The sequence below is a fragment of the Methylobacterium variabile genome (assembly GCF_001043975.1).
Taxonomy (GTDB): domain Bacteria; phylum Pseudomonadota; class Alphaproteobacteria; order Rhizobiales; family Beijerinckiaceae; genus Methylobacterium; species Methylobacterium variabile.
The window spans coordinates 36,679-50,049 of the sequence record NZ_LABY01000028.1 but is presented as its reverse complement, the minus strand read 5'-3'; the positions used below and the strand labels follow the sequence as shown (position 1 = coordinate 50,049).

Genomic DNA, 13,371 nt, shown 5'->3' with positions numbered 1-13,371 from the left:
TTGGTCAACGCGCAGCCAGATGCGGGCGTAGTTAACATCGGCCGCACTGATGATGGCCAGCCAACGGCAGCGGCCGTCTGCCGTGGTCATCTGTCACTCGGATCGCGGCAGCCAGTACGCAGCGGAGGCTTACCGCAGGCAACTCGCCGACATCCAGGCGATCCCCTCCATGAGCCGCGCCGGCTGCTGCTACGACAATGCTCCGATGGAGAGCTTCTTCCACACCCTCAAGGTCGAACTTGTCCACCAGCGACGATGGGTGACCCGGGATGAGGCCCGGCGCGACCTGTTCGCTTACATCGAGGGCTACTACAATCGACAGCGCCTCCACTCGGCTCTCGGCTACATCACGCCCGAGCAGGCCGAGCGGAACGCAGGCTAACCCCCGTGTCCGCGAAAACGGAGGAGGATCAGTGCGTCGCCACTCCGCATAGCGCTCAAGATCGGCCTCGCTGACGGCATCCACGGGCTTCTGCCCGAAGTACCCCACGAAGTACCGCCGGATCACCTTCGCTCTTGCCCTGGTCGGCTCGACGTTCGCCCCGCTCCACCTCGCGCAGGATCTGGGCGATGTACTCCTCAGCCACGCTCTCGAACGTGTGGGCGCGCGCGGTGAGCCCCTGCTGAGCCCGATACGTCGCTTCGTACCAGATGGCCTCTGCCCGGCGCTGCGCTTCCCGGAGATCGTCGGTATCCAGGGAGCGCTTGAGCTGCCCCTGCCCGCGGATGCTGAAGCGCATTTGCCACTTGGCGCTGCCCTTGCGCTGGAACAGCTGGAAGCGCTCATCGGGGACGTTGCCAGGGGGTCTCAAGGGGCGGCCCTGTTTAGTTACTTTGCTACCGCTGACTGCGCTAGGAGTGCGCTAGAGTGCTTTCTGACCCCCCAGCAAACCGTTACGCGCGCAGGGCAATTTTTTGGGCTGCGCTAGCACTGCGCTAGGAAATATTGCCGTTCTGGCGCAAGGGCAAGGCAATGAAAAACCCCGCTAAGTGCTTAGCGGGGTTGAAGAATTCTGGTAGCGGAGGAGGGATTTGAACCCCCGACACAAGGATTATGATTCCTCTGCTCTGACCAACTGAGCTACTCCGCCGCGCGGTGGCCGGGGCGTGCCCGGCTCTGCGGTGGCGCGGATATAGGGGGAGGCCATGGTGCCTGTCAAGGAACCGTCGCGGTCCTTTTCGCGCCTCGCCGTCGAGGGCGAGGCGCGCGGGACGTCAGAGGGCGTCGCCCAGGATCTCGGCCACCTGAGGGATGTCCTTGTCGCCGCGGCCCGAGAGGTTGACGACCATCAGGTGGTCGCGGGACTGCTGCGGGGCGAGCTCCATGACCTTGGCGAGGGCGTGAGCGGGCTCGAGGGCCGGGATGATGCCCTCCATCAGCGAGCACAGGCGGAACGCCTCCAGGGTCTCGCCGTCCGTCGCCGACAGGTATGTGACGCGGCCCATCTCGTGCAGCCAGGCGTGCTCGGGGCCGATGCCCGGGTAGTCGAGACCGGCGGAGATCGAGTGCGCGTCGGCGATCTGGCCGTCGGCGTCCATCAGCAGGTAGGTGCGGTTGCCGTGCAGCACGCCCGGCTTGCCGCCGGTGAGCGAGGCGGCGTGCAGGCCGCTCGACACGCCGTGGCCGGCGGCCTCGACGCCGTAGATCGCCACCTCGCGGTCGTCGAGGAACGGGTGGAACAGCCCCATGGCGTTCGAGCCGCCGCCGATGCAGGCGACGAGCGAGTCGGGCAGGCGGCCCTCCTGCTCCAGCATCTGCGCCTTGGTCTCAATGCCGATCACCGACTGGAAGTCGCGCACCATTGCCGGGTAGGGGTGCGGCCCCGCCACCGTGCCGATGCAGTAGAAGGTGTCGGCGACGTTGGTGACCCAGTCGCGCAGGGCCTCGTTCATCGCGTCCTTGAGGGTGCGGGTGCCGGACTCGACCGGTACCACCTCGGCGCCGAGCATCTTCATCCGGAAGACGTTCGGCTTCTGCCGCTCGACGTCAACCGCGCCCATGTAGACGACGCATTTGAGGCCGAAGCGGGCGCAGAGGGTCGCGGTGGCAACGCCGTGCTGGCCGGCCCCGGTCTCGGCGATGATGCGCGGCTTGCCCATGCGCCGGGCGAGCAGGATCTGGCCCAGCACGTTGTTCACCTTGTGCGAGCCGGTGTGGTTCAGCTCCTCGCGCTTGAAGTAGATCTTCGCGCCGCCGAGGTGCTCGGTGAGCCGCTCGGCGAAGTAGAGCGGGCTCGGGCGGCCGACATAGTGGGTCAGGTAGCCGGTCATCTCGGCCTGGAAGGCCGGGTCAGTCTTGGCCGCCGCGTAGGCCTCCTCGAGGGCGAGGATGTTGGGCATCAGGGTCTCGGCCACGAAGCGGCCGCCGAAGATGCCGAAGCGGCCGCGCTCGTCGGGGCCGGTGCGGAACGAGTTCGGGGTCTGGAGAGCGGTCACGGCAGGAACTCTTGCGTCTGAGAAGGTCAGGCTCTGGGTCGTCCTCGGCGGCGGGACTTACGCCCTTCGCGCCGCGGGGGCAATTTTCCCAGCCGGCGCACCCGTGGCGGCCGCTCTCGCGGCCGCCACGAAGGCGGCGATGCGGTCAGGGTCCTTGCGGCCGGGGCTCGACTCGACGCCGGAGGAGACGTCAACCGCCCGCGCGGCAGTCACCGCCAGGGCCTCGGCGACGGTCTCGGGGGTGAGGCCGCCCGAGAGCATGAACGGGCTGTCGCGGCCGGCGCCGGCGAGGAGCGACCAATCGAAGGCGTGGCCGTTGCCGCCGGGCAGGGCGGCGCCCGGGGCCGGCTTCGCGTCGAAGAGCAGCCTGTCCGCCGTCCCGGCGTAGCGGGCGGCGCGGGCGAGGTCGTCGGCGGTCGCGATGCCCAGCGCCTTCATCACCGGGCGCCCGGTGCGGGCCCGCAGGAGCGCCACCCGCTCCGGGCTCTCGGCCCCGTGGAGCTGGAGCCAGTCCGGATCGATGGCCTCGGTCACGGCGTCGACGAGGGCGTCGTCGGGATCGACCAGCAGGGCGACGCGCTCGGCCCGGCCCCGCGCTTGCCGCGACAGGGCGGCGCCCGTCGCGAGGTCGACGTGGCGCGGGCTCTTCGGAAAATGGACGAGGCCGATCAGGTCGGCACCGGCGGCGAGCGATGCCTCCAGGGTCTCAGGGGTACTGAGGCCGCAGATCTTGACGAGGCAAGAAAGCTCGGTAGGGCCAGGGACCGTGACGCGACAAGTCTCGGCGAGGACGGGAGCGGGCGACATCCGCTCCCTATACGCCGATCCGCCCTCGCCCGCACGTGCCGCGGCGTCGCCGCTCAGGCCCGGGCTCGCGTCAGTCTCTCCCAGACGGCGGCGGCGGCGGCGAGATCCTCGATCGCGGCGCCGACCGACTTGAACACCGTGATCGCCTCGGAGCTGCGCCGTCCGGGCGCCTCGCCCCGGCTCAAGGCCGCGAGATCCCCCGCGATCGCCTCGGGCGCGAGCGCGCCGGAGGCAATCGCCGCGGCGACGTCGCCGCCCTTGCTGAGGGCGTCCGGCGTGTCGACGTAGACCGGGCCGCGCCGCAGGGCGTCGTCGTCGGCCTCGCGCATCGCCGGGGTGAAGGCGCCGACGAGATCGAGATGGGCGCCCGGCCGCAGCCAGGCGCCGCGCACGAGGGGCTCCGTCGAGAGCGTGGCGCAGGAGACAAGGTCCGCCTCCCTCACCGCCGCCGCGAGGTCGGTGACCGGGTGCGCGTCGAACCCCTCGGCGGACAGGGCCGCGGCGAGGCGCGCGGCGCCCTCCGGCCGGCGGTTCCAGACCGCGACGTGGCGGATCGGCCGCGCCGCCGCGTGGGCCCGCACGAGGTAGGGCGCGAGCGCGCCCGATCCCACCATCACCATCCGGGTCGCGCCGGGCCGCGCCAGGTGACGGGCCGCCAGCGCCGAGGCGGCGGCGGTGCGCCACAGGGTCAGCCGGGCGCCGTCGAGGAGCGCGAGGGGCCGGCCGTCGCGGCCGTCGCAGAGCAGCACGCCGCCCTGGATCGTGTCGAGGCCGCGGGCCGGGTTGCCCGGGTAGAGGGTCAGGATCTTGACCCCGACATAGTCGGAGGTCCAGGCCGGCATCAGCAGCAGCGAGGCCCCATCCGGCGCGGTCTCGATCGCGTGGTGGTGGCGGGTCGGCGCCGTCGCCCCGGCCCGGAACGCGGCGTCGAGGGCGTCGGCCATCCGGGCCGGCGTCAACGCCGCGTCGATCTCGGCCTCCCCGATGAGGCGCATCGTCAGGCGCGGCTGACCGGGGCCGGCAGGGCGGTCCGGCCGACGGTGGCCGGCGCGGCCTGGCGCAGGCGCTCGGCCTCGCCGCGCAGGCGCGCGAGCTCGCGGCCCTTGGCGCGGCGGTCGCGGCGGGTGTCGCCCTGGCCGAGCCAGGAACCGACGCCGCCCACCACGATGCCGAGGGCGACCGCGGCGAAGATCAGGGCGTAGAGCGGCATCTGCATGCTGAAGGCCGGCGTCCCGTTCGAGAACGGGTCGAAGGACAGCATCACCGGCTGGCGGTTGGCCACCGCCAGCAGCACGACCACGATCGCGATGGGCAGCAGGATCAGGCCCTTGAGGAAGCGGATCATCGGGAAACCCGGTCTTTCGTCGGTGATGCGGGAAGGGGTCGGGACCGTCGGATGCCCCGGGGGGAGTGTACCGCGCGGCGGCCGGACGGCCAGGGGGCGGCGCGTCAGCTCACGGCGGCTTCGGCCCGGCTCGGCTCGTCGGCGCCGATCCCGGCGGCGTTCAGGCGCAGGCGCATCTCCTTGCCGGTCTTGAACACCGGGATCGCCTTCTCGGCCACCGCCACGGCGGCGCCGGTGCGCGGGTTGCGGCCCCGCCGCGCCTCCCGGCGCTTGACCGAGAAGGCACCGAAGCCGCGCAGCTCGACCCGGTCGCCCCGGGCGAGCGCGTCCGCGATGGTGTCGAGGATGGCGTTGACGATGTTCTCGACGTCGCGCTGGTAGAGGTGCGGATTCTGCTCGGCGATCTTGAGCACCAGCTCGGACTTGATCATGGGAGGTATGGTCTCGACTGAGGCGGGGCTGGCCGGGGATGCGCTCGTGGGGTGCGGTCGCGGGTGCGCCGGGACGCGCCCGCGTGGACATCAGACGCGCGTCACGGGCGCCAGACCGCGAGCAGGCCGCCCTCGGACAGGCTGGCCGTCTCGGCGCTGGCCCGCCGCAGCCGCGCGGCGAGGTCGTCGTAGCCGAGCAGGCCGGCGCCGACGGCCGCGGCCGAGAACAGGCCGAAGCGGTTGTCGGAGCGGGGCTTCCAGTCCCGCACCGGCAGGTCCTTGGGCACGCCCTTCTCGCGCTCGAGCCAGGCGATGGCCTGGCGCTCGCTGCCGGTTTCGTCGATCAGGCCGAGGGGCACGCTCTGGCGGCCGCTGAACACCCGTCCGTCGGCCACCGCCTTGATCTGGTCGGGGTTCATCTTCCGGCGATCGGCCACCAAGTCCTTGAACCAGCCGAAGGTGTCGCCGACGATCGCCTGAAGGGCGGCGCGGGCCTCGGGCGGCGTCGGGTGGAAGCCGCTCGGCTCGGCCTTGAGCGGCGAGGACTTCACCTCCTCGACCTTCACCCCGGCCTTGTCGAGCAGGCCCGACAGGTCGGGATACTGGAACAGCACGCCGATCGAGCCGACGAGGGCGGTCTCGCGGGCGACGATGTGGTCGGCGGCGATCGCCGTGATGTAGGCGCCCGAGGCCGCGGTGCCGTCGACGAAGGCGACGATCGGCTTCTTCTCGGCGAGCTGCCGCAGGTTGCGGAAGAGTTCTTCCGAGCCGGTGGTGGTGCCGCCCGGCGAGTTGATCGAGACCACGACGCCCGAGACGGCGCTCGAATCGCCGACGCGCTTCATCAGCTCGCGGGTCTTCTCGCTGCCGGCGATGAAGCCGTCGATGCTGATGCGGGCGATCTGCGGCGTGACGGCGGAGAGCCCCCTGCCCCCGGCCGCCCGCCAGCCGACGGCGCCGGCGGCGACGATCAGTGCCCCGACCCCGATCGCGCGCCAGACGGACAGCTTCCGGCGCAGAGCGCGCCGGTCGAGGAGAAGTTCGGCATCGATGGCCATGCGGCGCCCGTATCCTGGTCAGACCTACTGAGGCCGCCCGTGCAGGGTCGTTCCCTGCAAGTCATTGGCGAACCTCGCTCCCGGCGTGTTCTACCCCCGGCCGTCGCGCAGCGGCAAGAGCAGGATTGGGCGCAGTCCCCTCCCCGATCGCGGTAATGCGGACACGGGAACGCCCGCGCGGGGGGATTCCCCGCGCGGGCGCTCGGTTTCGGTCCGGGTGTTCGGGCCCAAGCGGCCCGAACGGATCCCTTACTTCTTGTCGCCTTGGCGGGCCTTGAGGGCCGCGCCGAGGATGTCGCCGAGCGAGGCGCCCGAATCGGCGGAGCCGTACTGGGCGATCGCCTCCTTCTCCTCGGCCATCTCGAGGGCCTTGATGGAGAGCTGGACGCGGCGGGCCTTGCGGTCGAACTGCGTCACGCGGGCATCGACCTTCTCGCCGGCGGCGAAGCGCTCAGGGCGCTGGTCGTTGCGCTCGCGGGCGAGGTCGGCCCGGCGGATGAAGGCCTGGAGGTCGGAATCGACGATCTTGACCTCGATCCCCGAGTCCTTGACCTCGAGCACCTCGCAGGTGACGACCTGGCCCTTGCGGATGCCTTCACCGGCATCGGCGAAGGGGTCGCCGGCGAGCTGCTTGATGCCGAGCGAGATGCGCTCCTTCTCGACGTCGACGTCGAGAACCTGGGCGCGCACCACGTCGCCCTTCTTGAACTCGTCGATGACCTGCTCGCCTGGACGGTTCCAGTCGAGGTCCGAGAGGTGGACCATGCCGTCGACGTCGCCCTCGAGGCCGATGAACAGACCGAACTCGGTCTTGTTCTTGACCTCGCCCTCGACCTCGGTGCCCGGCGGGTGCTTCTCGGAGAAGGCCTCCCACGGGTTCTGCAGGGTCTGCTTCAGGCCGAGCGAGATGCGGCGCTTGACCGGATCGACCTCCAGGATCTGAACCTCGACCTCCTGGGAGGTGGAGACGATCTTGCCCGGATGGACGTTCTTCTTGGTCCAGCTCATCTCCGAGACGTGGATCAGGCCCTCGATCCCCGGCTCCAGCTCCACGAAGGCGCCGTAGTCGGTGATGTTGGTCACGCGGCCCTTGAGCTTGGCGTTGACCGGGTAGCGGGCGGCGATGCCCTCCCACGGATCGGCCAGGAGCTGCTTGATGCCGAGCGAGATGCGGTGCGTCTCGTGGTTGATCTTGATGATCTTGACCTTGACGGTCTGGCCGATGTTGACCACCTCGGACGGGTGGTTGACGCGGCGCCACGCCATGTCGGTGACGTGCAGCAGGCCGTCGATGCCGCCGAGGTCGACGAACGCACCGTACTCGGTGATGTTCTTGACCACGCCGTCGATGACCTGACCCTCCTCGAGGTTGGCCACCAGCTCGGAGCGCTGCTCGGCCCGGCTCTCCTCGAGCACGGTGCGGCGCGACACCACGATGTTGCCGCGGCGGCGATCCATCTTGAGGATCTGGAACGGCTGCGGCGTGCCCATCAGCGGGGTGACGTCGCGGACCGGACGGATATCGACCTGCGAGCGCGGCAGGAACGCCACGGCGCCGTCGAGGTCGACGGTGTAGCCGCCCTTGACCTGGTTGAAGATCGTGCCGCTGACGCGCTCGTTGTTCTCGAACGCCTTCTCGAGCTTGACCCAGCTCTCCTCGCGGCGCGCCTTGTCGCGCGAGATGACGGCCTCGCCGAGCGCGTTCTCGATGCGGTCGACGTAGACCTCGACCTCGTCGCCGACGGTGATCGGCTGGTCACGGCCGGGGCCCGTGAACTCCTTGAGGGCGACGCGGCCCTCGGTCTTGGCCCCGATGTCGATGACGGCGACGTCCTTCTCGATCGCCACCACCCGGCCCTTGACCACGGAGCCTTCCGTGATCTCGTGCTCCCGGAACGACTCTTCCAGGAGGGCGGCGAAATCCTCGCGGCTCGACGCGGCGCCTTGCAAACCTGCGGACATCTATGCTCCTTTTCGTCCCGCTCTCTCCGAGGGGACGGCGCCGGCGGCTCGTATGAACGGGCCGCTTCCGCCCGCCGGAGTTCCCAAGAGTCCCTCGTGGGACTGATCGGAACCGCCGCTCCCCGAAACGTGATGGGGCGCGGGCCGGCGCATGATCGACGGGCAGAAACGTGTCTTCCGGAGAGTCCGGCCGGAGCACGCTGCCGGGACTGTTCGGTCCCCGCACGCGGCATCCTGAGCAACGGACTGCCAGAGGTTGGGCCGATACACGAAAACCTCCTCCCCGGCAAGGCGTTGCCGAGGGTGGCCGTGCTGCTACCTGACGGCGAGCGCCGTCTTGCCGACACGCGCGCGTCCGGGTTACCCATCCATAGCCTGAAACCATTCTCATGTGCTCGGGCGACCAGGCGGACTGGCCCGTCCGGGGCGAGCCGTCCAAGGAAGCAAGAAGGCGCGCCGTGCGCGGCGTGATCGGGGAGGAACGAGGTGCGGGCCGCAAGGCCGGTGCGCCGCGAGACTTTGAGTGAACGAGGGAGGAGGCCGGGCGTCGCGACCGGAGCCGTGTCCGCGGGGCGCCCGAAACACCTCCCGAAGCCGGAGGGCGACGATGATCAAGCTCAACGTGAACGGTGAGGAGCGCCGCTTCGACGGCGATCCCGAGATGCCGCTCTTGTGGTACCTGCGGGACGAGCTCGGCCTGACGGGCACCAAGTTCGGCTGCGGCGTCGCGGCCTGCGGCGCCTGCACCATCCATGTCGGCGGCACCGCGGTGCGGGCCTGCCAGACCCCGGTCTCGGCCGCCGACGGCCAGCCGGTCGTGACCATCGAGGGCCTGTCGCCGGACGGCAACCACCCGGTCCAGGCGGCCTGGCGCGAGCTGAACGTGGCGCAGTGCGGCTACTGCCAGACCGGGCAGATCATGCAGGCGGCGGCGCTCCTCAAGGATACGCCCAAGCCCACCGACGCCGACATCGATTCGACGATGAGCGGCAATCTCTGCCGCTGCGGCACCTATCCGCGCATCCGCGCCGCCATCAAGCAGGCGGCGGGGCTGACCCCGAAGGCCGGACAGGGAGATCGCCTGTGATCCAAGATCCCTCCTCCTTCCTCTCGCTCATCACCGCGGCCCCGGCCGACGAGCCGGATTCCGCGATCGCGCACGCTCCCGCGGGCCAGCTCAGCCGCCGCGGGCTGCTGGCCGGCGCCGGCGCCCTGGTGCTCGCCCTGTCGCTGAAGCCCAAGGGAGCGATCGCCGCCGAGAAGGGCTTCGGCGCCGACGGCATGCCGCATGGCTGGCGCGACGACCCGACCCTGTTCATCGCCATCGCGCCGGACGGCGCCGTGACGGTGACCTGCACCCGCGCCGAGATGGGCCAGGGCGTGCGCACCTCCGTCGCCTTCGTGATCGCCGACGAGCTCGAGGCCGACTGGGGCCGGGTCAAGGTCGCCCAGGCCCACGGCGACGAGGAGCGCTTCGGCAACCAGGACACCGACGGCTCGCGCTCGCTGCGCCACTTCTTCATGCCCCTGCGCCGGGCCGGCGCCGCGGCCCGCGCCATGCTGATCGAGGCCGCCGCCAAGCAGTGGGGCGTCCCGGCCTCCGAGGTGACGGCGGAGAACCACACGCTCACCCACGCCAAGTCCGGCCGCAAGCTTGGCTACGGCGACGTGGCGCAGGCCGCTGCCTCGATGCCGGTGCCCGACCGGGCCAAGGTGACGCTCAAGGACCCGTCGGCCTTCCGCTACATCGGCAAGGGCCGGGTCGGCCTCATCGACAACGTCGGCATCACCACCGGCACGGCGCAGTACGGCCTCGACACCCGCGTCGAGGGGATGCTCTACGCCGTGGTCGCCCGCCCGCCGGTCTTCGGCGGCAAGGTCAAGAGCTTCGACGAGGCGGCGGCCCTGAAGGTGCCGGGCGTCGTCAAGGTCGTCACCATCGACCCCCCGGCCCCGCCCTACGAGTTCATGCCGACGGGCGGCGTCGCGGTCATCGCCCGCAACACCTGGGCGGCGATCAAGGGCCGCGAGGCGCTCAACCCCGCCTTCGACGACGGCCCCAACGCGAGTTACGACTCGGACGCCTATCGGGCCACCTTGGAAGAGGCCGTGCGCAAGCCCGGCAAGGTGGTGCGCCAGGAGGGTGACGTCGACGCGGCGATGAAGAAGGCGGCCAAGCGCCTCGAGGCCGAGTACTACATCCCCCACCTCGTCCAGGCCCCGATGGAGCCGCCGGCCGCGACGGTGCGGGTGGGCAAGGACGGCAAGGTCGAGGCCTGGGGCTGCGTGCAGTCGCCCCAGGCCGCCCGCGACCGCATCGCCAAGCGCCTCAACCTCGATCCCAAGAACGTCACCGTCAACGTGACGCTGCTCGGCGGCGGCTTCGGCCGCAAGTCGAAGCCCGACTACTTCGTCGAGGCGGCGCTCTGCTCGCAGGCGGTCGACGGCGCCCCGGTCAAGATGACCTGGACCCGCGAGGACGACCTCCACCACGGCTACTACCACACGGTCTCGGTGGAGCGCCTGGAGGCCGGCCTCGACGACAAGGGCATGCCGATCGCCTGGCTGCACCGCAGCGCGGCCCCGACCATCGGCTCGACCTTCGTCGCCGGCGCCAAGGAGCAGATCCCGATCGAGCTCGGCATGGGCCTCGTCAACGTGCCGTTCAACATCCCCAACATGCGGATGGAGAACCCGCCGGCCGAGGCGCATGTCCGCATCGGCTGGTTCCGCTCGGTCTCGAACATCCCGCGGGCCTTCGCGGTGCAGTCGTTCCTGGCCGAGCTCGCCCACATGGCCGGCCGCGACCCGAAGGACTACCTCCTCGACGTCATCGGCCCGGCCCGGATCCTCGATCCGGTCAAGCTGGGCGATGCCTGGAACTACGGCGAGGATCCCTCGCGCTATCCCTTCGACACCGGGCGCCTGCGCGGGGTGATCGAGGCGGTGGCCAAGGGCGCCGAGTGGGGCCGCAAGGTGGAGAAGGGCCGCGGCCTCGGCATCGCGGCGCATTACAGCTTCGTGACCTACACGGCGGCGGTCGCCGAGGTCGAGGTCGGGCCGAAGGGCGAGGTCACCGTCCAGCGGGTCGACATCGCCATCGACAGCGGCCAGCAGGTCAACCCGGAGCGGGTGCGCTCGCAGCTCGAAGGCGCGGTGGTGATGGGCATGGGCCTGGCGCTCACCGCCCAGATCACCTTCAAGAACGGCCGCGCCGTCCAGGACAACTACGACACCTACGAGCTGACCCGCATCGACGCCGCGCCCAAGGTCATCAACGTCCACCTCGTGCAGGGCGGGTCCTGGGACAAGCCGCTCGGCGGCGTCGGCGAGCCCGGCGTGCCGCCGGTGGCGCCGGCCATCGCCAACGCGATCTTCGCGGCGACCGGCCGGCGCATCCGCCAGCTGCCGATGCGCGACAAGCTCAGCGCGTGAGCGAGATCCCGCGGGGCGTGAGGCCCCGCGGACCGTCGCGACGAGGGCCGCCTCCCGCCCGGGGGCGGCCCTTTTCTCGATGCGCGTCGCGGCTCCGCGGAACCCCCACCCCCGGGCCGGTGTTCGCGGACCGGAGCCCTTCGCGCCAAGGTTCAGGAACGGGCAAGGTTCAACGATAGGGCAAGGTTCAACCATAGGGAGGGACACGCCATGAAGCTCATCCTCGCGGCCGGCCTGCTCGCCGGCCTCGCCGGTCCGGCGCTCGCCGGCGCCTGCAGCACCGAGATCTCGGCGCTCGAGCCGCGGCTGACCGAGAAGGGCCGCGAGACCATCGCGGCCTCGAGCGGCGGCAAGGAGGTGGCGTCGCGCCGCGAGGCCCAGGCCGAGGCCGCGACCGAGAAGGGCACCAGCCCCTCCGCCCTCCCCAAGGGCCCGGCCCCCGGCTCCGCCGAGACGCAGGCCACCGCCGACGTCGCCAAGGCGAGCGGCGGCGGCACCGGCGTGATGGAGGCCCGCGCCAGCCTCAACCGCGCCCGCGAGCTCGACAAGAAGGGCGACGAGGCCGGCTGCATGAAGGCGGTGTCGGACGCTCGTGAGCAGATGGACAAGTCTTAATCCCGGGCGCGACGTGAGGCAGCGCACATCACGGTAAGGGCCGCCGGCTCCGACCCTGGTCTGCTGCGCTGCAGCACCCATCTCCCGGGCGTCGCCCGGCCCTTGAAGCCGGGCTTGATCCGGAGAATTCCCGAGTGCCGTCCCTGTTCGATCCGATCCAGCTCGGCGCCATCGCGGCGCCGAACCGCATCCTGATGGCGCCGCTGACGCGTGGCCGCGCGACCAAGGCCCACGTGCCGACCCCGATCATGGCCGAGTACTACCGGCAGCGCGCCGGCGCCGGCCTGATCATCAGCGAGGCCACCGGCATCTCCCAGGAGGGCACCGGCTGGCCGTTCGCCCCCGGCCTGTGGAGCCCTGAACAGGTCGAGGCCTGGAAGCCGGTCGTGGCGGCGGTTCATGAGGCCGGCGGGCGCATCGCCGCCCAGCTCTGGCACATGGGCCGGGTGGTCCATCCCGACTTCCTCGGCGGGGAGAAGCCGGTCTCGGCCTCCGCCACCACGGCGCCCGACCAGGCCCACACCTACACGGGCAAGAAGCCCTACGCCGAGGCCCGGGCGCTGCGGGAGGACGAGATCCCCCGCCTGCTCGAGGACTACGCCAAGGCCGCCCGCAACGCGATCGAGGCCGGCTTCGACGGGGTGCAGATCCACGCCGCGAACGGCTACCTCATCGACCAGTTCCTGCGCTCGGGCAGCAACCTGCGCCAGGACCGCTACGGCGGCTCGGTGGAGAACCGCATCCGCCTCCTCTCCGAGGTCGCCCGCACCGTGGCCGACACCGTCGGGGCCGACCGCACCGGCGTGCGCCTGTCGCCGAACGAGCCGATCCAGGGCGTCGACGACCCCGATCCCGAGACGCTGTTCTCGGCGGCCGCCTCCGCCTTGTCGGAGATCGGCATCGCCTTCCTCGAACTGCGCGAGCCCGGGCCCGGCGGCACCTTCGGCAAGGCCGCCCGCCCGGCCGTCGCGCCCGCCATCAAGGCCGCCTTCCGGGGCCCCCTGGTGCTGAACTCCGACTTCGACGGCCCGAAGGCGCAGACCGCCCTCGACGAGGGCCGGGCCGACGCGATCGCGTTCGGTCGCCCCTACCTCGCCAATCCCGACCTGCCGGAGCGGATCGCCAAGGGCGCGCCCCTCAACAAGGACGACTTCAAGACCTGGTACAGCCAGGGTCCCGAGGGCTACATCGACTACCCGGCGCTCGCCTCCGCCTGAGGCCCGCGCGGGCGAACCCCTCCGGGCCGGTTCGCCCGCGTGCGCTGCGGCATGATCCGGCTTGA

Annotated in this window: 12 protein-coding genes, 1 tRNA gene and 1 pseudogene; 5 read left to right on the top strand and 9 right to left on the bottom strand. The window is 71.1% G+C overall.

The genetic code is table 11. From position 1 onward, the window contains the following. A pseudogene (locus VQ02_RS04840) lies at positions 1 to 382 on the top strand (integrase core domain-containing protein); the annotation flags it as partial. A 55-nt stretch (positions 383 to 437) separates the two neighbouring features. Here the strand turns inward: VQ02_RS04840 and VQ02_RS04835 are convergent. From VQ02_RS04835 to rpsA, 9 genes are all read right to left on the bottom strand, one after another. After that, a complete protein-coding gene (locus VQ02_RS04835) occupies positions 438 to 740 on the bottom strand; it encodes a hypothetical protein (protein WP_245239628.1) in 303 nt (100 codons plus the stop codon). 274 nt (positions 741 to 1,014) lie between these two features. Beyond that, positions 1,015 to 1,091 (bottom strand) — tRNA-Met (locus VQ02_RS04830). 124 nt (positions 1,092 to 1,215) lie between these two features. After that, positions 1,216 to 2,436: a tryptophan synthase subunit beta gene (trpB, locus tag VQ02_RS04825; protein WP_048443028.1), complete on the bottom strand. Its 1,221-nt coding sequence runs from the start codon at positions 2,434 to 2,436 to the stop codon at positions 1,216 to 1,218. Between the two features lie 57 nt (positions 2,437 to 2,493). Beyond that, entirely contained in the window at positions 2,494 to 3,243 is a 750-nt protein-coding gene (locus VQ02_RS04820; RefSeq protein WP_083469056.1) for a phosphoribosylanthranilate isomerase, read from the bottom strand. Positions 3,244 to 3,296: 53 nt separating this feature from the next. After that, positions 3,297 to 4,238 carry a bifunctional Delta(1)-pyrroline-2-carboxylate/Delta(1)-piperideine-2-carboxylate reductase gene (lhpI, locus tag VQ02_RS04815; RefSeq protein ID WP_048443027.1) on the bottom strand — a complete coding sequence of 314 codons (942 nt, stop codon included), beginning with the start codon at positions 4,236 to 4,238 and terminating at the stop codon, positions 3,297 to 3,299. A gap of 2 nt (positions 4,239 to 4,240) precedes the next feature. After that, positions 4,241 to 4,588, bottom strand: coding sequence for a LapA family protein (locus VQ02_RS04810; RefSeq protein WP_048443026.1), 348 nt, complete (start codon positions 4,586 to 4,588; stop codon positions 4,241 to 4,243). A 104-nt stretch (positions 4,589 to 4,692) separates the two neighbouring features. Continuing rightward, positions 4,693 to 5,019, bottom strand: a complete 327-nt coding sequence (ihfB, locus tag VQ02_RS04805; protein ID WP_048443025.1) for an integration host factor subunit beta — start codon at positions 5,017 to 5,019, stop codon at positions 4,693 to 4,695. A gap of 101 nt (positions 5,020 to 5,120) precedes the next feature. Next, the gene (gene sppA, locus VQ02_RS04800) at positions 5,121 to 6,077 is read right to left on the bottom strand and encodes a signal peptide peptidase SppA (protein WP_048443024.1); all 957 of its coding nucleotides are present in this window, start codon (positions 6,075 to 6,077) and stop codon (positions 5,121 to 5,123) included. A gap of 249 nt (positions 6,078 to 6,326) precedes the next feature. Beyond that, entirely contained in the window at positions 6,327 to 8,039 is a 1,713-nt protein-coding gene (gene rpsA, locus VQ02_RS04795; RefSeq protein ID WP_048443023.1) for a 30S ribosomal protein S1, read from the bottom strand. 607 nt (positions 8,040 to 8,646) lie between these two features. Between rpsA and VQ02_RS04790 the strand changes: the two genes are divergently transcribed. The 4 genes from VQ02_RS04790 (at position 8,647) to VQ02_RS04775 (ending at position 13,306) form a co-directional block, all read left to right on the top strand. After that, positions 8,647 to 9,126 carry a (2Fe-2S)-binding protein gene (locus VQ02_RS04790; RefSeq protein WP_048443022.1) on the top strand — a complete coding sequence of 160 codons (480 nt, stop codon included), beginning with the start codon at positions 8,647 to 8,649 and terminating at the stop codon, positions 9,124 to 9,126. A 29-nt stretch (positions 9,127 to 9,155) separates the two neighbouring features. After that, a complete protein-coding gene (locus VQ02_RS04785; RefSeq protein WP_048443034.1) occupies positions 9,156 to 11,474 on the top strand; it encodes a xanthine dehydrogenase family protein molybdopterin-binding subunit in 2,319 nt (772 codons plus the stop codon). Between the two features lie 210 nt (positions 11,475 to 11,684). Beyond that, entirely contained in the window at positions 11,685 to 12,089 is a 405-nt protein-coding gene (locus tag VQ02_RS04780; RefSeq protein ID WP_048443021.1) for a hypothetical protein, read from the top strand. 134 nt (positions 12,090 to 12,223) lie between these two features. After that, positions 12,224 to 13,306 carry an alkene reductase gene (locus VQ02_RS04775; protein ID WP_048443020.1) on the top strand — a complete coding sequence of 361 codons (1,083 nt, stop codon included), beginning with the start codon at positions 12,224 to 12,226 and terminating at the stop codon, positions 13,304 to 13,306. The last annotated feature ends 65 nt before the right edge of the window (positions 13,307 to 13,371 follow it).

Excerpts from the sequence above, each read along its gene's own strand:
- VQ02_RS04810 (WP_048443026.1), bottom strand. The coding sequence starts at position 4,588 with ATGATCCGCTTCCTCAAGGGCCTGATCCTGCTGCCCATCGCGATCGTG.
- VQ02_RS04835 (WP_245239628.1), bottom strand. The coding sequence starts at position 740 with ATGCGCTTCAGCATCCGCGGGCAGGGGCAGCTCAAGCGCTCCCTGGAT.
- VQ02_RS04780 (WP_048443021.1), top strand. The coding sequence starts at position 11,685 with ATGAAGCTCATCCTCGCGGCCGGCCTGCTCGCCGGCCTCGCCGGTCCG.
- VQ02_RS04790 (WP_048443022.1), top strand. The coding sequence starts at position 8,647 with ATGATCAAGCTCAACGTGAACGGTGAGGAGCGCCGCTTCGACGGCGAT.
- sppA (WP_048443024.1), bottom strand. The coding sequence starts at position 6,077 with ATGGCCATCGATGCCGAACTTCTCCTCGACCGGCGCGCTCTGCGCCGG.
- rpsA (WP_048443023.1), bottom strand. The coding sequence starts at position 8,039 with ATGTCCGCAGGTTTGCAAGGCGCCGCGTCGAGCCGCGAGGATTTCGCC.
- ihfB (WP_048443025.1), bottom strand. The coding sequence starts at position 5,019 with ATGATCAAGTCCGAGCTGGTGCTCAAGATCGCCGAGCAGAATCCGCAC.
- lhpI (WP_048443027.1), bottom strand. The coding sequence starts at position 4,238 with ATGCGCCTCATCGGGGAGGCCGAGATCGACGCGGCGTTGACGCCGGCC.
- VQ02_RS04820 (WP_083469056.1), bottom strand. The coding sequence starts at position 3,243 with ATGTCGCCCGCTCCCGTCCTCGCCGAGACTTGTCGCGTCACGGTCCCT.